The organism is Caballeronia telluris (genome assembly GCF_001544495.1).
Taxonomy (GTDB): Bacteria; Pseudomonadota; Gammaproteobacteria; order Burkholderiales; family Burkholderiaceae; genus Caballeronia; species Caballeronia telluris.
The window spans coordinates 245,581-263,697 of record NZ_FCNZ02000008.1 but is presented as its reverse complement, the minus strand read 5'-3'; the positions used below and the strand labels follow the sequence as shown (position 1 = coordinate 263,697).

Below are 18,117 nucleotides of genomic sequence, written 5' to 3'. Positions count from 1 at the left end.
ATCAGCGACATCACCGCAGTCGACAGCGCCGACACCTTCGAGCGTCCGATCTACGCGGGCAACGCCATCGCGACGGTGCAATCGAGCGATCCGATCAAGGTCATCACGGTGCGTTCGACGGGTTTCGATCCGGTCGCAGCCGAAGGCGGCAGCGCATCGATCGAGAAGATCGAAGCGGCAGCGGACGCGGGCATTTCGAAGTTCGTGTCGCGTGAACTCACGAAGCTGGACCGTCCGGAACTGACGTCCGCGTCGATCATCGTCTCCGGCGGACGCGGCTTGGGCAACGGCGAGAACTACACGAAGGTGCTCGAACCTTTGGCTGACAAGCTCGGCGCAGCACTCGGCGCATCGCGCGCAGCCGTCGATGCGGGCTTCGTCCCGAACGATTACCAAGTCGGTCAAACCGGCAAGATCGTCGCGCCGCAGTTGTATGTCGCGGTCGGCATTTCGGGTGCGATTCAACATCTGGCCGGGATGAAAGACTCGAAAGTCATCGTCGCGATCAACAAGGACGCTGAAGCGCCGATCTTCGGTGTCGCCGATTACGGCCTCGTCGGCGACCTGTTCACGGTCGTGCCGGAGCTGGTGAAAGAACTCGGCTGATCCGCCAAGACGCACGCAGTACGAACAAGGGGCGCGACGAAAGTCGGCGCCCCTTTGCACATCTGCCGCAGGAGGAGACATGAGTTACTCAGCGCCCGTGAAGGACATGCTGGCATTGCACGCAGATCAGTTCTGACCGACGCGGCAGCAACGAAAAACGGCGCCCTCGGGCGCCGTTTCAGTTTCATCGCGTGCGCGAACGCGGCGCGTCAGGCCCGTGCGTACGACGGCCGCGTGTTCACGCGTGTGTCGCCGAAATAGCGATGCACCGACAGATCGTCCGACTGGATCGCCGGCTGCTTGCCCGACATCAGATCGGCGAGCAACTGTCCCGAGCCGCACGACATCGTCCAGCCGAGCGTGCCGTGTCCCGTGTTGAGAAACAGGTTCGGCACCGGCGTGCGTCCGACGATCGGCGTGCCGTCCGGCGTCATCGGGCGCAGGCCCGTCCAGAACGATGCCTTCGACGTGTCGCCGCCGCCGGGGAACAGGTCGTTCACGCACATTTCGAGCGTCTCGCGGCGCGCCTGTTTAAGTGACTTGTCATAACCGACGATCTCCGCCATGCCGCCGACGCGAATCCGGTCGTCGAAACGGGTGATCGCGATCTTGTACGTTTCGTCGAGCACGGTCGACACCGGCGCGGCGTTCGCGTCGACGATCGGCGCGGTGATCGAATAGCCCTTCAGCGGATAGACCGGAATCTTCACGAGATCGCCGAGCAGCTTGGTGGAGTACGAGCCGAGCGCCACGACGTAGGAATCGCCGCGCACGAGTTCGCTGCCGCATTGCACGCCGGCGATGCGGCCGTTCGCCATGGCGAGCGCGTCGATCGGCGTGTTGTAGCGGAATTTCACGCCGAGCGCTTCGGCCATCGCGGCCAGGCGCGTGGTGAACTTCTGGCAGTCGCCGGTCTCGTCGTTCGGCAGGCGCAGGCCGCCCGTCAGCTTGTGCGACACGGCCGCGAGCGCGGGTTCGGCCTTGAAGAGTTCGGAAGGCGAGAGCAGTTCGAACGGCACGTTCGCTTCCTTCAGCACGGCGATGTCTTTCGCGGCGCCGTCGAGTTGCTGCTGCGTGCGGAACACCTGCAGCGTGCCGCCCGTGCGTCCTTCGTACTGGATGCCCGTATCGGCGCGCAACGCCTGCAGACAGTCGCGGCTGTATTCCGCGAGGCGCACCATGCGGCCCTTGTTGACCGTGTAGCGATCCTGCGTGCAGTTCTGCAGCATCTTCCACATCCACTGCAACTGGAACGCCGTGCCGTCGAGCCGGATGGCGAGCGGCGCGTGCTTCTCGAACATCCACTTGACGGCCTTGAGCGGCACGCCCGGTGCTGCCCACGGCGATGCGTATCCCGGCGAAATCTGGCCCGCGTTGGCGAAACTCGTTTCGAGAGCGGGGCCAGCCTCACGGTCGATGACCGTGACTTCGTGGCCCGCGCGCGCGAGATAATAGGCGCTCGTGATGCCGACAACGCCGCTTCCCAGAATGACGATTCGCATGAGTTTTTCCGTGAGATTCCGATGGTCGCCACTCGCGCGCTTTCGAAAGAGGAATCGAAGCCAGGATTGACGGTGTGTCCAGTGTTATCGCCTATACTATTGATGTAAGACTAGTTTTTGTTATCGTATTTGCTCGATTTTTAGTAAAAACACATGAGAACCCAGCGCAATCCGATTCGCACGCTCGACAAGCTCGATCACAAGATCCTGAACCTGCTCCAGCAGGACGGCCGGATGGCGATGAAGGACCTGGCGGAGCAGGTTGGACTGTCAGTTACGCCGTGCATCGAACGCGTCAAGCGCATGGAGCGCGACCACGTGATCACCGGTTACTACGCGCGCGTGAATCCGGCCGAGCTGGGCGCGGCGCTGCTGGTTTTCGTCGAGATCACACTCGATCACAAGAGCGGCAACATGTTCGAGCAGTTTCGCCGCGAGGTGCAGCGCATTCCCGAAGTGCTCGAGTGCCATCTCGTTTCCGGCGATTTCGACTATCTGATCAAGGCGCGCATCGGCGAAATGGCCGACTACCGAAAGCTGCTCGGCGACATCCTTTTGCAGTTGCCGGGCGCGGTGCAATCGAAAAGCTACGTGGTGATGGAAGAGATTAAAGAGACGCTGACGATCCTCGTCGACGTCTGATTCAGCTTGCGGTCGGCGTGCGATACTGTATATTTATACAGTATCGCAACGCTTGATGGTCAGCCGCAATGTCGCCCGATGAACCCACCGATCCCCTCGAATTCCCAATCGCGCCGCCGACGCCGCTGAAAGGGCGCGGCGCGGTTACGAATCTGCAAGGGCGCTACGAGAAGGACGAACGCGAGCGTATCGACGACGGCTGGTTGCACACCGACGCAGCAGACGGCGAAGACTCGCCGGTTTTGCGCACGCAGGTTTTCGAAGAGCGCGCGAAGAGCATCCTGACCCGCAACGCGTCGCCGGATATTCCGTTCACCGTTTCGCTGAATCCGTATCGCGGTTGCGAGCATGGCTGCATCTACTGTTTCGCGCGGCCCACGCACAGTTACCTGGGGCTTTCGCCGGGTCTCGACTTCGAGAGCCGCATTTATGCCAAGGTCAACGCGGGCGAACTGCTCGAACGGGAGTTGTCGAAACCGTCCTATCAGCCGGAACCCATCGCGCTCGGCGTGAATACCGACGCGTATCAGCCTGTCGAACGCGATTTGCGTCTCACGCGCCGGGTAATCGAAATCCTTCACGAGCGCGGGCATCCGTTCGCGGCGATCACGAAGTCTTCGCTGATCGAGCGCGACATCGACCTGCTCGCGCCGATGGCTGAACGCGGACAGGTCATGGCGGCGATCACCGTGACGACGCTCGACGCCGACATCGCGCGCACGCTGGAGCCGCGCGCGGCCACGCCGTCGCGGCGGCTGCGCACGATTCGCGCGCTGAGCGAGGCGGGGATTCCGGTGGGTGTCAGCATCGCGCCCGTGATTCCGTTCGTGACGGAGCCGGATATGGAACGGGTGCTGGAGGCGTGCGCCGAGGCGGGCGCGACGAGCGCGAGCTATATCGTGCTACGTCTGCCGTGGGAGGTCGCGCCGCTTTTCAAGGATTGGCTGGCGGCGCATTTTCCGGATCGCGCCGATCGCGTGATGAGCCGTGTGCGCGACATGCGCGGCGGCAAGGACTACGACTCGAACTTCGCGACGCGGATGAAGGGAGAAGGGCTATGGGCCGACATGCTGAAGCAGCGTTTCCAGAAAGCGACGAAACGACTCGGCCTGAACGCGCGGCAGCGCGGGATTCTCGATATGTCGGGATTTCGACGGCCGGACGCGCCGAGCGCTCCCGCAAAGGCGGCCGATAGCGTCCAGTTGAAGCTTTTTTGAACCGCGTTATTGCGAAAGCGCCTTCGCCGCCTGCACCTGGCCTTCGAAATAAGTCTGAAATGTCAGCGCAAGCCCCGTCATCAGGAGAAATGCGCCGATCAGCAGCGAAAACATCACGACGAAGATCACGGTCCAGCCTGAGCGGCTATGCTGGCCGGTGTTTGCGTTGAACTGCGCGTCCCATTTCGCGTCGGGGCGCAGTCCGTAGACGATCGCGGAGAGAAACGCGGCGAGCAGCGAGACGGCGCCGGGAAACGCGAGCACCCAGCCGAGCAGCGACGCGCGCTCCGTCGAGGCGAGCAACATGAAGCCGAGCGCGCCGAGCACGATGCCGACGATATGCGCCCAGCCGAACTTGTCGCGCATTCCATATAGATAGAAGCGATGCGCGCCGATGCTGCCGAGCAGGAAGGCGAGCGCGGCGGTCAGCGTTTTCGAGCGGAAACGGCCGGCGGCGGGACGGCTGGACGTGCTGGAGACGGACGGTTTCGTGGCGGAAGGCGAGGGATTCATCGGCGATGGGTGAAAGCGGTGGACCGGAAGCGAGGGCGCCGCGCGCCCGACGCCGCATTCTACGCCCCCGCATCGGTTCGCGACCGACCGGGTCGCCGGCGCGGCGCGTTAGAATTCACGTCTGCGTCGCGGCAGAAGACGTTGGTTTGCCGTCTTCCCTGCGCCGTCCGACTCGCGCCATCCCGATTTATCCGGTTAAGTGTTTGTTAAGGCTCCGCTTTCCCGCTATAATCGCGTGTTTTGGTAGTTCCGAACCCCGGTTTTTCAAGGATTTCAGCATGGTCATCATCCGCTTGGCTCGTGGCGGCTCGAAGAAGCGCCCCTTTTACAACATCGTCGCAACCGATTCGCGTAGCCGCCGTGACGGCCGCTTTATCGAGCGCGTTGGTTTCTACAACCCGGTCGCCACGAAGGGCGAATCGCTGCGTATCGCGCAGGACCGCCTGACCTACTGGCAAGGCGTGGGCGCGCAACTGTCGCCGACCGTCGAGCGTCTGGTCAAGCAAGCGCAACAAGCTCAACCGGCTGCCTAAGGTGAAAATCGACGGTGACGTGCGCCGCCAACCGGCGCGCATCGTCCGGTCGATATTCGCTGCCGAGGTTCGGTTGAAGTTTGCTCGAGAGGTCGTCGATGTCATCGCGTGATTCGGCTTCCGGTCAGACACACGACGTGCGTTCGGAGTCGAAGCCGGAGCAAAAGGACGCTGCCACGTTCGGTGCGTTCGTGCGCAAGCCGGCCGCGCGTCGCGTGGCCGCTGAGGCTTCGGGCGACGAGACGCGCATCGAGCCGGTCGAAAGCCTGCCGGACGATGCGATCGAAGTCGGCGCAATCGTCGATGCTTACGGCCTGAAGGGCTGGGTCAAGGTCGTGCCGCACGCGAACGCGGGGCACGGCGGCGACGCGATGCTGTCGGCGAAACGCTGGTGGCTCGTGAAAGGCAGCGACCTGAAATCGGCGCGGTGCGTACAGTCGAAGGTACACAGCGGCACCATCGTCGCGCGGCTTTCCGGCTGCGACGACCGCGACGCGGCGCTCGCGCTGCGCGGTCACACGGTGCATGTCGGGCGTGGCGACTTCCCGAAACTCGACGGCGAAGACGAATTCTACTGGGTCGATCTGATCGGCCTCTTTGTCGAGAACGAAGCGGGCGTGGCGCTGGGCCGCGTCGCCGACATGATCGACAACGGCGCGCACTCCATCATGCGCGTCGAATATCCGGCTACCTCGAAAGAAGGCAAGCCGGTCAACGGCGAGCGGCTGATCCCATTCGTCGGCGTGTACGTCAAAACGGTGGATCAGGCGGCGAAGAAAATCGTCGTCGACTGGGACGCCGACTATTAAATCTGTCATGAACAGCAAGGGGAGAGAGCGATGCAGTTCGATGTCGTAACGCTCTTCCCCGACATGTTTCGCGCGCTGACCGACTGGGGCATCACCAGCCGGGCAGTGAAGCAGGAACGGTTCGGTCTGCGCACGTGGAATCCGCGCGATTTCACCACCGACAACTATCGGACCGTCGACGATCGTCCGTATGGCGGCGGTCCCGGCATGGTCATGCTGGCGCGGCCGCTGGAAGACGCGATCGCCGCGGCGAAAGCCGCGCAGGCGGAGCAGGGCATCGCGAGCACGCGGGTGGTGATGATGTCGCCGCAAGGCGCGACGCTCGATCACGATCGCGTGATGCGGTTTGCGCAGGAACCCGGTCTCGTGTTGCTGTGCGGACGTTATGAGGCGATCGACCAGCGCCTGATCGAGCGGGTCGTCGACGAGGAAATTAGCCTCGGCGACTTCGTGCTCTCCGGCGGCGAGCTGCCGGCGATGGCGCTGATGGACGCAGTCGTGCGGCAGCTTCCGGGCGTGCTGAACGACGCGCAGTCGGCGGTGCAGGACAGTTTCGTCGATGTGCTGCTCGATTGTCCGCATTACACGCGGCCCGAAGAATACGAAGGCATGCGCGTGCCCGATGTGCTGCTCGGCGGCCATCACAAGGAAATCGAGGCGTGGCGGCGGCGCGAGTCGCTGAAGAACACGCTGGCAAAGCGCCCCGATCTGATCGCGCGGGCGCGCAGGAACAAGATGTTGAGCCGTGCCGACGAGGCATGGCTCGCAAGTCTCGCGAAAGAGGCATCGAAAGCGCAGTAGCAATTCGAGCTTTCGGCTGATCGAGCGAGGCGCAAAGGCGGCGCCGGCCATTCGTGGACGGCGTCAGATGTGAATCCATCCTCTACCGAGGCCACGCGAAGCGGGCACACAACTTCGGCAAGATGGCACCAGGAGTCAGTAATGAATCTGATTGAACAACTCGAGAAGGAAGAAATCGCGCGCGCACTCGGCGATAAGTCCATCCCCGAATTCGCCCCCGGCGATACGGTCATCGTTAGCGTCAACGTGGTCGAAGGTACGCGCAAGCGTGTCCAGGCTTACGAAGGCGTGGTGATCGCAAAGCGCAACCGCGGTCTCAACTCGAATTTCATCGTCCGCAAGATTTCGTCGGGCGAAGGCGTCGAGCGTACCTTCCAGACGTACTCGCCGCTGCTCGCGAGCATCGTCGTGAAGCGTCGCGGTGACGTGCGTCGTGCAAAGCTGTACTACCTGCGCGAGCGCTCGGGCAAGTCGGCTCGAATCAAGGAAAAGCTGGTCTCGAAGGACCGTGCTGCTTCCAAGGCATAAGAGCTGCGCTACCCAGAAAAAGCACCCATCCGGGTGCTTTTTTCTTTGATGTGTTCAAATTGGTTTTCCGCCTCGATTCTTTCCCTCCGTGTCCCCCAGCAAGCAATCGACTCCGCGCATCCTCGAGCCCGAACTTCTGCCCGTCGTGTCGACCGGCGCGAATCTGCCGCCCATTCCCGCCGCGCGCCTGACGCCCGACGGCCTGCGCGCTCGCTTCAAGGAGACGCTCGATTGGTCGCAGGAAGCGCCCGAAGCGCGGATCAAGGCGATCGGCGGCGATCCGCGCGTGGCGTCGGTGCTGGTGGCGCTCGTGGTGCGCGATCACGGGCTTTCCGTGCTGCTGACTCAGCGCGCGGATCATCTGTCGGACCACGCGGGGCAGATCAGTTTTCCCGGCGGCCGCCGCGAGCCGGAAGACGCCGATGCCGCCGCCACCGCCTTGCGAGAGGCGCACGAGGAAGTGGGGCTCGCGCCGGAACGCGTGGAAGTGCTCGGCGCGATGCCGGACTATTTGACGGGCACCGGTTTTCGCGTGACGCCGGTCGTCGCGCTGGTTCATCCGCCGTTTACGCTGACGGCCGACACGCTCGAAGTCGCCGATATCTTCGAAGTCCCGCTCGCCTTTCTGATGAACCCGGCCCATCACGAAGTGAGGCTCTTCAAGTGGGAAGGCGGCGAGCGTCGTTTTTTTGCGATGCCCTACGTCGCGAGCGAAAAGAAGGCTCCGTATTTCATCTGGGGCGCAACGGCCGGCATGTTACGCAATTTCTATCGCTTCCTCGCGGCTTGAGCGATCGCGAGCGCGCGAGCCACAGTCGTCGCTTATTGCGCGAAATGCTTAGCGCGCTAAACGCGTGCGACGCTGTGCTATCGTTACGCGAAATTCGTAAAACTCGAATGTCTCGGCGCATCGCATGACTTTTTTCTCCGTATTGCTGGCCCTCATCATCGAGCAGGTGCGCGCGCTTTCGCCGCACAATCCCGTGTCGGCGCTGCTCAAATATCATGCGGAATCGACGGCGCACGGGTTCGATGCCGGCAAGCCGAAGCATGGCATCCTCGCGTGGCTGGTGGTCGTGGTGCCGTGGACGCTCGCCGTCGGGCTCGTCTATTACGTGCTGTACCGGATCAACTTCGTGCTCGCGTTCCTGTGGAACGTGGTGATCGTGTACTTCACGCTCGGTTTCCGGCAGTTCAGCCACTACTTCACCGATATCCACCTCGCGCTCAATAACGACGACGTGCCGCGCGCCCGCGAAGTGCTCGCCGAGTGGACCGGCCTCGATACCATCGACATGCCGGTGAGCGAGATCGTCCGGCATACGCTGGTCTATGCGGTCGTTGCGTCGCATCGGCATGTATTCGGCGTGTTCTTCTGGTTCCTGATTCCGATCGGTCCGGCCGGCGCGGTGTTCTACCGCATCGCCGAATATCTGGCCCGCACGTGGGCGACGCCCGCCGAAGAGCGCTCGGTCGCGTTCACGACGTTTGCGAAACAGGCGTTTTTCGTGATCGACTGGGTGCCGGCGCGGTTGACGGCGCTCGGGTTCGCGATCGTCGGCAATTTCGAGGATGCGATCTACGCCTGGCGCAACCACGCGAAGCAGTGGCCCGACGCGAACGAAGGCGTGCTGCTCGCGGCCGGCAGCGGTGCGCTCGGCGCGCGACTGGCCGGGCCGCTGGCCGAGCCGTTGAGTGTCGAGGCGCTGGCAGTCGGCGATGCAAGCCCGTTGCCCGTCGGCGACGACTGCACGCCCCGCACGCTGCAATCGGCGGTCGGGCTCGTGTGGCGCGCCGTGATCCTGTGGATGCTGCTCTTGCTGATGCTCACCATCGCGGTGTGGCTCGCGTAAGGCGCGGTAATCAGTCGTCGAGCGGATTGCGCGCCGTGCCGCACTGCCAGCAGACGGTGAACTGAGCTTCGAGCATTTCCCCGCAATTCGCGCAACGCCACGGCCGCGCGTCCGACGCCGGCCCGCTCTTCGCGCGCTCCAGTAACCGCCACGCCAGCGCCTCGTCGCGATCGTCGACGATCCAGATTTCCGGCGCGCATTGATCCGCCGGAATTTCCCCCAACGCGCCATTCAGATAGCGGTTGTGCAATTCGCACGGCACGCCCGCGGTCGCCAGCACGTTCACCCAATGCTGGGCCGTGATCAGGTTCGGCGCGCGCGTGAGCCTTTTCATGCCGATATGCCGTCACGAAAGCACGCGTTCATCGCACGATCTGGCTGGCTTCGTGCACGAGTTGCGCGTAGAGCGCGTGTCGCTCCGGCCTGATTTTGCCGTCATCGACGGCGTCCAGAATCGCGCAGCCCGGCTCTTGCAGATGATGGCAGTTGTAGAAGCGGCATTTGCCGAGAAAAGGCCGGAAGTCGGCGAACGCGCGCTCCAGTTGTCCTTCCGACAGATGATGCAGCCCGAACTCCTGAAATCCCGGCGAATCGATCAGCGAGCCGCCGCCCGGTAACGGATAGAGGCGCGTGAACGTCGTCGTGTGACGGCCGCTGTTGAGCGCCGTCGAGATTTCGCGGGTCGCCGCTTCGGCTTCCGGCACGAGAATGTTGACGAGCGTTGATTTGCCCATGCCCGACTGGCCGAGCAGGATCGTCGCGCGGGATTTGAGCAGCGCGTCGAGCTGCGGATGCACGGCGCCCGGCGCGAGCTTTGCCGACAGTTCCACCACCGTGTAGCCCAGCGCGCGATACGGCGCGAGCCGCTCGCGCGCGAGCGGCAGCGCCGCTTCGACGTCGATCTTGTTTAGGACGATCAGCGGTTCGAGTCCGTGCGCCTCGGCGGCGATCAGCGCGCGTCCGAGCAGGTCCTCGCTGAAATGCGGTTCGGTGGCGAGCACGATCAGCAACTGGTCCAGATTCGCCGCGAAGAGCTTCGACTTGAACTGGTCGGATCGATAGAGCAGATTGCGCCGCTCCCCAATCTCGACGATCACGCCCTGATCCGCCGACGACTGCTCGTAGATCACCCGATCGCCGACGGCGACTTCGCTTTTCTTGCCGCGCGGGAAGCACTGGAGCATCGCGCTGCCGTCGGCGGGCGCGACGAGGTAATGGCGTCCGTGCGCCGCGATCACCGTCCCTTCGATGCGCGCACCGGACGTGCGCGTCGGTTTGCCGGCGCGCGCCGTCATGCGGCGTGCTGCATCAGGCGATCGATCCGCTGCGACGCCGGCGGATGCGAGTAATAGAACGCGGTATAGAGCGGATCGGGCGTGAGCGTCGACGCGTTGTCTTCATACAGCTTCACGAGCGCGTTGACGAGATCCTTCGGATCGGTCTGGCTGGCGGCGAAGGCGTCAGCTTCGAATTCGTGCTTGCGTGAGCTTAAGCTGCCGAGCGGTGTCACGAAGAACATGAACACCGGCAAGGCGAGCATGAACAGCACGAGCGCGAGCCCGTTGTTGCTGCCGACGAGCGACGGGCGCACGCCCAGACCTTCGTAGAACCAGACCGTCTGCGCGAGCCAGCCGAGCAGCGCGAGCATCGCGAGGCTGATCGCGAACATGACGACGAGCAGTTTCAGCACGTGGCGCCGCTTGAAGTGCCCGAGTTCATGCGCGAGCACCGCTTCGATTTCGCTGCCGGAGAGGCGCGCGAGGAGCGTGTCGAAGAAGACGATGCGCTTCGCCGCGCCGAATCCCGTGAAATACGCGTTGCCGTGCGCGGAGCGGCGGCTGCCGTCCATCACGAAAAGGCCCTTCGCCGCGAAGCCGGTGCGCGACATCAGGTTTTCGATGCGCGCGCGCAGCGCTTCGTCCTTCAGCGGCTCGAACTTGTTGAAGAGCGGCGCGATGAAAGTCGGATAAATGATCATCGCGAGCAGCTGGAACGCCACCCACACGATCCACGTCCAGAGCCACCAGAGCGGCCCCGCGCGATTCATGAGCCAGAGCGTGACGAACAGCAGCGGCAGGCCGATTGCGATGCCGAGCAGCACGCCCTTCACGAGATCGACGAAAAAGAGCTTCTTCGACATGCGGTTGAAGCCGAACTTCTCTTCGACGACGAAATGACGGATGTAGTCGAACGGCAGGTCGACGAGGCTCGTGATCGCGATCACCGACGCGACGAGCGCGATCTGCCCGAGGTAGCCCCGGCCGAGCCAGTCGCTGATCGCGAGATCGAGTTGCTGCACGCCGCCGAGCAGCGTCAGCGCGACGAGCACGGCCGCGCTCACGACCACTTCGATCATGGTGAGGCGCGTGCGCTCGACGGTATAGTCGGCGGCGCGCTGGTGCGCGGCGAGCGCGATCGTGCCGGTGAACTGCTGCGGCACCTGGTTGCGGTTCGCCGCGACATGGCGGATCTGGCGCGAAGCCAGCCAGAGCTTGGTTCCGACCATCGCGACGAGAGCGACGACGAACACGACCGAGACGACGAGATTGAGATTGGACATCCGGGGATTCCGATTGGACTATGCGAGAATTATAGGTTCTTGGCCGCGCTGGCGCCGCTCGATGCGCCGGTTTCAGCCGGCGCTTTCCGGCTTCGGCGCCAGCATACACGCGAGCGCGGCCCGTCTCCCATTCCAGGCGTTCTCCATGACCGACATACTCGATCCTTCCGAACCGGCGAACTCCGCCGTCCTCGTGCGCAGCGACATGAACCTCGTGTGGCTCGACATGGAGATGACGGGCCTCGAACCCGACAACGACCGCATCATCGAGATCGCGGTCGTCGTGACGAATTCGACGCTCGACAAGCTGGTGGAAGGGCCGGTGCTCGCGATTCATCAGGACGAGGAAGCGCTCGGCAAGATGGACGAATGGAACCGCAACACGCACGGCCGCTCCGGACTGACCGAGCGCGTGCGGGCGTCGACGGTGGATGAAGCCGAAGCCACGCGCCAGATTCGCGAGTTTCTCGGCCAGTACGTGCCGCCGGGCAAGTCGCCGATGTGCGGCAATTCGATCTGTCAGGACCGCCGCTTCATGGCGCGCTGGATGCCCGAACTGGAAGCGTTCTTCCACTATCGCAATCTCGACGTCAGCACGCTGAAGGAATTGTGCCGCCGCTGGCAGCCCGCGATCTACAAGGGTTTCCAGAAGCGCGCGATGCACACCGCGCTCGCCGACATCCACGAGTCCATCGACGAACTGAAGTATTACCGCGAGCACTTCCTGATTCCGGGCGCGTCCGTCGCGTCGGCGAGCGACGCGACTTAAGCTTTCGCCGGACGGATCGCGCTCTTCGGCCGGAACGCGGCAACCGCTTCCGGCCGCGTTTCGATGTACGGTCCGCCGATCAGGTCGATGCAGTAGGGCACCGCGGCGAAGATGCCGGGCACCTGGGTCTTGCCGTCGGCGTCTTTCAACCCTTCGAGCGTTTCGCGAATCGACTTCGGCTGGCCGGGCAGATTGATGATGAGCGCGGCGTGATCTTCCGTTTCGCGGATCACCGCGACCTGCCGCGACAGAATCGCCGTCGGCACGAAATTCAGGCTGATCTGGCGCATCTGTTCGCCGAAGCCCGGCATCGGCTTCGTCGCGACGGCGAGCGTCGCCTCGGGCGTGACGTCGCGCCGCGCGGGGCCGGTGCCGCCCGTCGTCAGCACGAGATCGCAGCCGATCACGTCCACCAGTTCGACGAGCGTCGCGGAAATGGTCGCGGCGTCGTCGTGGATCAGGCGCGTTTCCGTGCGCCACGGCGTCGCGAGCGCAACGCCCAGCCACGTTTGAAGCGACGGAATGCCCTTGTCTTCGTAGACGCCCTGCGACGCCCGATCGCTGATCGACACGAGCCCGATCAGCACTTCATCCGGATGATTACGCGTGGGTTTCGTCATCGTCGTCGTCGGCCCGTTCGTCGTCAGCGTCGTCTTCGTCTGCTTCCACGCCCGCCGCGTTCTTGATCCACTGGAACAGCTCGCGGAAATAGCGCGGCGGCTTCTGCTGCTCGCGTTCCTTGCGCGCATTGCGGATCAGCGTGCGGCCTTCCTGCGCATCGACGCCCGGATGCTCGCGGATGAATTCGGTCAGCGCGGCGTCGTCGGCGAGCAGCTTTTCGCGGGCGCGCTCGATCCAGTGCAGCTTCGCCGTCTCGGCGCGGTTCACGCCGCGATAGCTGTCGAGCGCGGTGCGGATCAGCGCGGTTTCGTCGTCGGTCAGCGAGCGCATCACGCGGCCGACGTACTGCACCTGACGGCGCTTGCCCTCGTGATCGGTGATGCGGCGCGCTTCGCGCACGGCGTCGCCCAGGCTTTCGGGCATCGGCATGCGTTTTAACGCATCTTTCGGCAGCGCGATGAGCGCCTCGCCCAGATCCTGCAGCGCGTGCATGTCGCGCTTCAACTGGGATTTGCTGGGACGGTCGTAACCGTTGTCGTTCGCGTCCTGCTCGGCGGCGGACGCGTTTTCGATCGGTTGAATGCGGGTTTTTCGGTTCATCGCGATATTGTAGCTTGCCGGCCTCCCGGTGATTTCCCGGGCACGCGCGAGCATGCCCCGAAGTCCTTCGACGTTGACGAGTGAATGCGCGCCGACCTTGCTATGATCGCGTGATGCGCTCGAAGCACGCGGTGCGCCGGCAGCGCTCGCTGCGACCGGGCATCGCGCGCAGCAGCAGGCGCGAACCCATGCAACGAACACGCGGGCCCTCAGTTCGGCCCGACCCTCAAGGCAACGAAAAATGGCAGCAGACATGGACGTCAAACAACGCTTTTTCCCGCATACCCAGGACGAGCTGAAGGAAATCGCGTCCGATATCCTGCGTCACGCGAAGGAACTCGGTGCCACCGACGCGGCCACCGAAATCTCCGAGGGCGACGGCCTGTCGGTCAGCGTGCGGCGCGGCGAAGTCGAGACGATCGAGCATAACCGCGACAAGATGGTCGGCGTGACGGTGTTCATCGGCAAGAAGCGCGGCAATGCCAGCACCGCCGACTTCACGCGTCAGGCGCTGAAGGACACGGTCGCGGCCGCGTACAACATTGCGCGCTTCACGGCTGAAGACAGCGCCGCCGGCCTCGCGGAAGAAGAGCTGCTCGAAAAGTCGCCGCAGGATCTCGATCTCTATCACCCGTGGCACATCGACGCCGAAGAAGCCGCCGACGTCGCCCGGCGCGCGGAAGATGCCGCGTTCGCCGTCGATCCGCGCATCAAGAATTCGGAAGGCGCGAGCATTTCGGCGCAGCATTCGCAGTTCGTGCTCGCGACGTCGCGCGGCTTCCTGGCCGGTTATCCGTACTCGCGCCACTACATCTCGTGCGCGCCGATCGCCGGCAGCGGCCGCAACATGCAGCGCGACGACTGGTACACCTCCAAGCGCGACGCCGCCGATCTGGCCGACCCGGAAGCCGTCGGACGATACGCAGCCGAGCGCGCGCTGTCGCGCATCGGCGCGCGCAGCCTCGACACGCGCAAGTGCCGCGTGCTGTTCGAAGCGCCGCTCGCGGCCGGCATTCTCGGCGCGTTCGTGCAGGCGGTGAGCGGCGGCGCGCTGTATCGCAAGACCACGTTCCTCGTCGACAGCCTCGGCAAGCCGGTGTTCGCGCCGCACGTCCAGGTCGTTGAAGACCCGCACGTGCGCGGCGGCATGGGCAGCGCGCCGTTCGACGAAGAAGGCGTGCGCACGCAGCGCCGCAGCGTTGTCGAGGATGGCGTCGTGCAGGGCTATTTCCTGTCGACGTATTCGGCGCGCAAGCTCGGCATGAAGACGACCGGCAACGCGGGCGGCTCGCACAACCTGACGCTGCGCAGTTCGCTCACGAAGCCGGAAGACGATTTCGAAGCGATGCTGAAGAAGCTCGGCACGGGCCTCTTGCTGACCGAACTGATGGGGCAGGGCGTGAATTACGTGACGGGCGATTATTCGCGCGGCGCGTCGGGCTTCTGGGTCGAGAACGGCAAGATCCAGTATCCGGTCGAGGAAATCACGGTCGCGAGCACGCTGCAGGAGATGTTCCGCCACATCGAGGCGATCGGCGCGGATACCGTCGTGCGCGGGACCAAGGAAATCGGTTCGGTGCTGATCGAGAAGATGACGATCGCGGGGCAGTAGGCGCTTTTTCCCGCGGGTAATGAAAAGCCCCGGATGACGCAACGTCATCCGGGGCTTTTCATTTGGCGCGCGGTTTCAGTCGCGGCGCCGATACACGACGAACGCGTAGTCGAAGTCGTTCGGCGCGGCGGCGCGATGCCGCTCGCGCGATTGTTCGATCCACTCGTCCGGATCGAACGCGTCGAGCTTCGTGTTGCCTTCGAAGTCGGCGTCGATTTCGGTGACGATCAGCTTGCCGGCGTGGCGGATCGCCTCGCGATACAACTGCGCGCCGCCGATCACGAACGCTTCGCGCGCGTCGTCGGCGACCGCGAGTGCGAGCGCGTCGTCGAGACTCGCGACGGTGTCGCAGCCTTCGAAGCGGCGCGCCGCGTCGCGCGAGACGACGATATTGCGCCGCCCCGGCAAGGGCCGGCCGATCGATTCGTGCGTTTTGCGGCCCATGATGATGGGCGAGCCCATCGTCGTGCGCTTGAAGAACGCGAGGTCTTCGGGCAGGCGCCAGGGCAGGTCGTTGTCGCGTCCGATCACGCCATTGCGCGCGCGGGCGACGATCAGGGTCAGCGTCGTCATGTAAGCGGAAGTGGGTTTAAGCAGGCTTGCGCCGGAGTTCGCAGGCCGAAACAGCGGGCGGCGGTCGCGGCGGGGGCCCAATTCTAACCGACTGCGCGAAACGGTCGGTGTGACGTGGCTCCGAGGGACGGCGGAACGCTCAGGCGCTGACGGTGCCCGCGTCGCGGCCCGCGTCGACGGGGACGGGCACCGGAGCCGGCTGCGGCAAAGGTGTCTGAGCCTGGCCGGGAACGACGGGCGTGGGCGACGTGATCTCGTCCCACAGCGTGATGGACATGCCGCTTTGCGCGACGAGCGCGACCGGCGCGGCTTCGGCGCAAATCGGGGCGTCCGGCGCGGCGCACGAAGCGTTCGGAACCTCGGCAACGACGTCGGCCGTTGCAAGCGAAACGGCCGAAAGCGCGACGCTCGTATTATTTGATGCGAGCGCTGAATCCGAAGTGATTTGTGCGAACGTACGTGCCGTAATACGCATCTCTTACTCCTGTCACATTCTCCTTTTAGCCAGATTTATGCCATCGTGTGCAATCCCTTGCCGGATATGGAGCGTGCTCAGATTGGCGAAGAAAGCCGCATAAAAAATCGGCGAAAACGTTTCACGCGTGAAACGGGACGCCGAAAAAGCGGAAAATCGGGTAAATACGTGTACAAATTTTTCTCTCGTTAATTACGGTGAAACAACTTTCAGCAGACAGGCGACAAAGCCGCAGGAGGCCCGTCCGATAAGGGTCCGAATAGCGTGCAGAGAGCTTTTATGGATATTTGTTTTCGAAGGTTCTGCGTTATAGTAGTCTCTCAAAAGCACACAATCAGACAAAAGGTAACGGAGGAAAAGCGCGCTCAGTAATATCTGCAGTTCGGGGTCACGGTGTTTGAAAGAATTGCACGGTAGTGAGTATCCCTGCAATCGTCTGTGTATCGATGTACCGAGGGCCTGAACTACGCGACCTTTTCAGCTACCGTTGAAGAAAGGATCTGAATAATGGAAGTCGCTCGGCGGCAACTCATCTATGTCACTCGCGATCCAAGCGAGGCGCTGTGCGCGCGATTCGAGGAGCGCGGATGGCATATTGAAGTCGTGGCGAGCGCGCGGGATGCGCGCAAGTCGCTGCGCACTGACCTGGCGACAGGCGGCCTGCTCGACTTGTCGAGCCGGTTCGAATCGCACGAACTCGCGGCGTTCGAGGCGTCGCTCACGCTGACGAACGTCGGCTGGGTGGCGGCCACTGTCACGGGCCAGCTCGAAGACGCGGCCGTGCGCCGTCTCATCCGCGATTATTGTTTCGATTACGTCACGTTGCCGACGTCGAACGATCGTATCGTCGATGCGGTCGGCCACGCGTACGGCATGGTGTCGCTGCACGACTCGGCGTCGAACGACGCGCGCGCGGCGGGCGGCGAGGGCCGCGCCGAGGGCGAAATGGTGGGCTCGTGCGACGCGATGCTCGCGCTCTTCCGTTCGATCCGCAAGGTCGCGATGACCGATGCGCCCGTCTTCATCTCCGGCGAATCGGGCACCGGCAAGGAACTCACCGCCGTCGCGATTCACGAGCGCTCGGCGCGGCGCAGCGAACCGTTCGTCGCGATCAATTGCGGCGCGATTCCGGCGCATTTGCTGCAATCCGAACTCTTCGGCTACGAGCGCGGCGCGTTCACCGGCGCGAACCAGCGCAAGATCGGGCGCGTCGAAGCGGCCAATGGCGGCACGCTGTTCCTCGATGAAATCGGCGACCTGCCGCTCGAAAGCCAGGCGAGCCTGCTGCGGTTTTTGCAAGAGCGCAAGGTGGAACGTCTCGGCGGCCACGGCTCGACGCCTGTGGACGTGCGCATCATTTCGGCGACCCACGTCGACATGCAGACGGCGATGATCGAAGGGCGCTTTCGCGCCGACCTGTATCACCGTCTGTGCGTGTTGCAGATCGACGAGCCGCCGCTGCGCGCGCGCGGCAAGGACATCGAGTTGCTCGCGAAGCACATGCTCGACCGCTTCAAGAAGGACGCGAGCCGGCGTCTGCGCGGCTTCTCGCCGTGCGCGATCGCGGCGATCCACAACTACGGCTGGCCGGGCAACGTCCGCGAACTGATCAACCGCGTGCGGCGTGCGATCGTGATGTCGGAAGGGCGGCAGATCACCGCGCGCGATCTCGAACTGGGCGAATACGTCGAAGTGGCGCCGGTGTCGCTTGCGCAGGCACGCGAAGCGGCCGAGCGGCAGGCGATCGAACTGGCGCTTTTGCGTCATCGTGGACGCCTCGGCGACGCCGCCCACGAACTCGGGATCTCGCGCGTGACGCTGTATCGTCTGTTGAGCGCGCACGGTATGCGTCACATCGAAGTCGACGCGCCCACGGAACACGCGACGCGCGGTTGAACAATCA

21 protein-coding genes are annotated in these 18,117 nt (G+C 63.8%); 12 read left to right on the top strand and 9 right to left on the bottom strand.

The features are described from left to right. Window positions 1-606: electron transfer flavoprotein subunit alpha/FixB family protein (locus AWB66_RS13150; RefSeq protein WP_200818982.1), on the top strand; the 606-nt coding region annotated here is incomplete at its 5' end. A 209-nt stretch (window positions 607-815) separates the two neighbouring features. Here the strand turns inward: AWB66_RS13150 and AWB66_RS13145 are convergent. Beyond that, window positions 816-2,108 carry a D-amino acid dehydrogenase gene (locus AWB66_RS13145; RefSeq protein ID WP_087630711.1) on the bottom strand — a complete coding sequence of 431 codons (1,293 nt, stop codon included), beginning with the start codon at window positions 2,106-2,108 and terminating at the stop codon, window positions 816-818. 153 nt (window positions 2,109-2,261) lie between these two features. Between AWB66_RS13145 and AWB66_RS13140 the strand changes: the two genes are divergently transcribed. Both AWB66_RS13140 and AWB66_RS13135 read left to right on the top strand, forming a co-directional pair. Beyond that, window positions 2,262-2,750 carry an Lrp/AsnC ligand binding domain-containing protein gene (locus AWB66_RS13140; RefSeq protein WP_087630710.1) on the top strand — a complete coding sequence of 163 codons (489 nt, stop codon included), beginning with the start codon at window positions 2,262-2,264 and terminating at the stop codon, window positions 2,748-2,750. Window positions 2,751-2,818: 68 nt separating this feature from the next. Next, window positions 2,819-3,967 (top strand): PA0069 family radical SAM protein, encoded by a 1,149-nt coding sequence (locus AWB66_RS13135; RefSeq protein ID WP_087630709.1) that lies wholly within the window; start codon window positions 2,819-2,821, stop codon window positions 3,965-3,967. 6 nt (window positions 3,968-3,973) lie between these two features. Here the strand turns inward: AWB66_RS13135 and AWB66_RS13130 are convergent, their stop codons facing one another. Continuing rightward, window positions 3,974-4,480: an NINE protein gene (locus AWB66_RS13130; protein ID WP_087630708.1), complete on the bottom strand. Its 507-nt coding sequence runs from the start codon at window positions 4,478-4,480 to the stop codon at window positions 3,974-3,976. A gap of 278 nt (window positions 4,481-4,758) precedes the next feature. Between AWB66_RS13130 and rpsP the strand changes: the two genes are divergently transcribed. The 6 genes from rpsP (at window position 4,759) to AWB66_RS13100 (ending at window position 9,004) form a co-directional block, all read left to right on the top strand. Further along, the gene (gene rpsP, locus AWB66_RS13125) at window positions 4,759-5,013 is read left to right on the top strand and encodes a 30S ribosomal protein S16 (RefSeq protein WP_008342343.1); all 255 of its coding nucleotides are present in this window, start codon (window positions 4,759-4,761) and stop codon (window positions 5,011-5,013) included. 98 nt (window positions 5,014-5,111) lie between these two features. After that, window positions 5,112-5,822: a ribosome maturation factor RimM gene (rimM, locus tag AWB66_RS13120; protein ID WP_087630707.1), complete on the top strand. Its 711-nt coding sequence runs from the start codon at window positions 5,112-5,114 to the stop codon at window positions 5,820-5,822. A gap of 30 nt (window positions 5,823-5,852) precedes the next feature. Continuing rightward, the gene (trmD, locus tag AWB66_RS13115; RefSeq protein ID WP_087630706.1) at window positions 5,853-6,623 is read left to right on the top strand and encodes a tRNA (guanosine(37)-N1)-methyltransferase TrmD; all 771 of its coding nucleotides are present in this window, start codon (window positions 5,853-5,855) and stop codon (window positions 6,621-6,623) included. 141 nt (window positions 6,624-6,764) lie between these two features. Beyond that, window positions 6,765-7,151, top strand: coding sequence for a 50S ribosomal protein L19 (gene rplS / locus AWB66_RS13110; RefSeq protein ID WP_087630705.1), 387 nt, complete (start codon window positions 6,765-6,767; stop codon window positions 7,149-7,151). Window positions 7,152-7,239: 88 nt separating this feature from the next. After that, window positions 7,240-7,941 (top strand): CoA pyrophosphatase, encoded by a 702-nt coding sequence (locus AWB66_RS13105; protein WP_087630704.1) that lies wholly within the window; start codon window positions 7,240-7,242, stop codon window positions 7,939-7,941. A 124-nt stretch (window positions 7,942-8,065) separates the two neighbouring features. Next, window positions 8,066-9,004 carry a CobD/CbiB family protein gene (locus tag AWB66_RS13100; RefSeq protein WP_087630703.1) on the top strand — a complete coding sequence of 313 codons (939 nt, stop codon included), beginning with the start codon at window positions 8,066-8,068 and terminating at the stop codon, window positions 9,002-9,004. A 10-nt stretch (window positions 9,005-9,014) separates the two neighbouring features. Here AWB66_RS13100 and AWB66_RS13095 read toward each other — a convergent pair whose 3' ends face one another. The 3 genes from AWB66_RS13095 to AWB66_RS13085 are packed head-to-tail and all read right to left on the bottom strand — an operon-like array spanning window position 9,015 to window position 11,564. Then, complete coding sequence (locus AWB66_RS13095; protein WP_087630702.1) at window positions 9,015-9,338, bottom strand: putative signal transducing protein; 324 nt, start codon at window positions 9,336-9,338, stop codon at window positions 9,015-9,017. Window positions 9,339-9,366: 28 nt separating this feature from the next. Then, window positions 9,367-10,299, bottom strand: coding sequence for a ribosome small subunit-dependent GTPase A (rsgA, locus tag AWB66_RS13090; protein WP_087630701.1), 933 nt, complete (start codon window positions 10,297-10,299; stop codon window positions 9,367-9,369). Continuing rightward, window positions 10,296-11,564 (bottom strand): M48 family metallopeptidase, encoded by a 1,269-nt coding sequence (locus tag AWB66_RS13085; RefSeq protein ID WP_087630700.1) that lies wholly within the window; start codon window positions 11,562-11,564, stop codon window positions 10,296-10,298. The genes rsgA and AWB66_RS13085 overlap by 4 nt, the downstream gene beginning before the upstream one ends. A 145-nt stretch (window positions 11,565-11,709) precedes the next feature. On the opposite strand from AWB66_RS13085, the gene orn reads away from it, so the two are divergent. Then, complete coding sequence (gene orn, locus AWB66_RS13080) at window positions 11,710-12,333, top strand: oligoribonuclease (RefSeq protein WP_087630733.1); 624 nt, start codon at window positions 11,710-11,712, stop codon at window positions 12,331-12,333. On the opposite strand, the gene mog is transcribed toward orn, so the two are convergent. Both mog and yjgA read right to left on the bottom strand, forming a co-directional pair. Beyond that, on the bottom strand, window positions 12,330-12,953 hold the full coding sequence (mog, locus tag AWB66_RS13075; protein WP_087630699.1) for a molybdopterin adenylyltransferase: 624 nt from the start codon (window positions 12,951-12,953) through the stop codon (window positions 12,330-12,332). The genes orn and mog overlap by 4 nt on opposite strands. Continuing rightward, window positions 12,934-13,554 (bottom strand): ribosome biogenesis factor YjgA, encoded by a 621-nt coding sequence (yjgA, locus tag AWB66_RS13070; protein ID WP_087630732.1) that lies wholly within the window; start codon window positions 13,552-13,554, stop codon window positions 12,934-12,936. Before yjgA ends, mog begins: the two co-directional genes overlap by 20 nt. Before the next feature lie 241 nt (window positions 13,555-13,795). On the opposite strand from yjgA, the gene pmbA reads away from it, so the two are divergent. Next, window positions 13,796-15,166 carry a metalloprotease PmbA gene (gene pmbA, locus AWB66_RS13065; RefSeq protein ID WP_087630698.1) on the top strand — a complete coding sequence of 457 codons (1,371 nt, stop codon included), beginning with the start codon at window positions 13,796-13,798 and terminating at the stop codon, window positions 15,164-15,166. 75 nt (window positions 15,167-15,241) lie between these two features. Here the strand turns inward: pmbA and AWB66_RS13060 are convergent, their stop codons facing one another. Together AWB66_RS13060 and AWB66_RS13055 are read right to left on the bottom strand one after the other, a co-directional pair. Then, window positions 15,242-15,739 (bottom strand): dihydrofolate reductase, encoded by a 498-nt coding sequence (locus AWB66_RS13060; RefSeq protein ID WP_087630697.1) that lies wholly within the window; start codon window positions 15,737-15,739, stop codon window positions 15,242-15,244. Window positions 15,740-15,878: 139 nt separating this feature from the next. Then, window positions 15,879-16,214 (bottom strand): hypothetical protein, encoded by a 336-nt coding sequence (locus tag AWB66_RS13055; RefSeq protein WP_087630696.1) that lies wholly within the window; start codon window positions 16,212-16,214, stop codon window positions 15,879-15,881. A gap of 507 nt (window positions 16,215-16,721) precedes the next feature. On the opposite strand from AWB66_RS13055, the gene AWB66_RS13050 reads away from it, so the two are divergent. Then, window positions 16,722-18,110: a sigma-54 dependent transcriptional regulator gene (locus tag AWB66_RS13050; RefSeq protein ID WP_087630695.1), complete on the top strand. Its 1,389-nt coding sequence runs from the start codon at window positions 16,722-16,724 to the stop codon at window positions 18,108-18,110. The last annotated feature ends 7 nt before the right edge of the window (window positions 18,111-18,117 follow it).

Bases quoted from the DNA above. Each gene is read 5' to 3' on its own strand.
- AWB66_RS13145 (WP_087630711.1), bottom strand. From the start codon at position 2,108: ATGCGAATCGTCATTCTGGGAAGCGGCGTTGTCGGCATCACGAGCGCC.
- AWB66_RS13140 (WP_087630710.1), top strand. From the start codon at position 2,262: ATGAGAACCCAGCGCAATCCGATTCGCACGCTCGACAAGCTCGATCAC.
- AWB66_RS13135 (WP_087630709.1), top strand. From the start codon at position 2,819: ATGTCGCCCGATGAACCCACCGATCCCCTCGAATTCCCAATCGCGCCG.
- AWB66_RS13130 (WP_087630708.1), bottom strand. From the start codon at position 4,480: ATGAATCCCTCGCCTTCCGCCACGAAACCGTCCGTCTCCAGCACGTCC.
- rpsP (WP_008342343.1), top strand. From the start codon at position 4,759: ATGGTCATCATCCGCTTGGCTCGTGGCGGCTCGAAGAAGCGCCCCTTT.
- rimM (WP_087630707.1), top strand. From the start codon at position 5,112: ATGTCATCGCGTGATTCGGCTTCCGGTCAGACACACGACGTGCGTTCG.
- trmD (WP_087630706.1), top strand. From the start codon at position 5,853: ATGCAGTTCGATGTCGTAACGCTCTTCCCCGACATGTTTCGCGCGCTG.
- rplS (WP_087630705.1), top strand. From the start codon at position 6,765: ATGAATCTGATTGAACAACTCGAGAAGGAAGAAATCGCGCGCGCACTC.
- AWB66_RS13100 (WP_087630703.1), top strand. From the start codon at position 8,066: ATGACTTTTTTCTCCGTATTGCTGGCCCTCATCATCGAGCAGGTGCGC.
- AWB66_RS13095 (WP_087630702.1), bottom strand. From the start codon at position 9,338: ATGAAAAGGCTCACGCGCGCGCCGAACCTGATCACGGCCCAGCATTGG.
- rsgA (WP_087630701.1), bottom strand. From the start codon at position 10,299: ATGACGGCGCGCGCCGGCAAACCGACGCGCACGTCCGGTGCGCGCATC.
- AWB66_RS13085 (WP_087630700.1), bottom strand. From the start codon at position 11,564: ATGTCCAATCTCAATCTCGTCGTCTCGGTCGTGTTCGTCGTCGCTCTC.
- orn (WP_087630733.1), top strand. From the start codon at position 11,710: ATGACCGACATACTCGATCCTTCCGAACCGGCGAACTCCGCCGTCCTC.
- mog (WP_087630699.1), bottom strand. From the start codon at position 12,953: ATGACGAAACCCACGCGTAATCATCCGGATGAAGTGCTGATCGGGCTC.
- yjgA (WP_087630732.1), bottom strand. From the start codon at position 13,554: ATGAACCGAAAAACCCGCATTCAACCGATCGAAAACGCGTCCGCCGCC.
- pmbA (WP_087630698.1), top strand. From the start codon at position 13,796: ATGGCAGCAGACATGGACGTCAAACAACGCTTTTTCCCGCATACCCAG.
- AWB66_RS13060 (WP_087630697.1), bottom strand. From the start codon at position 15,739: ATGACGACGCTGACCCTGATCGTCGCCCGCGCGCGCAATGGCGTGATC.
- AWB66_RS13055 (WP_087630696.1), bottom strand. From the start codon at position 16,214: ATGCGTATTACGGCACGTACGTTCGCACAAATCACTTCGGATTCAGCG.
- AWB66_RS13050 (WP_087630695.1), top strand. From the start codon at position 16,722: ATGGAAGTCGCTCGGCGGCAACTCATCTATGTCACTCGCGATCCAAGC.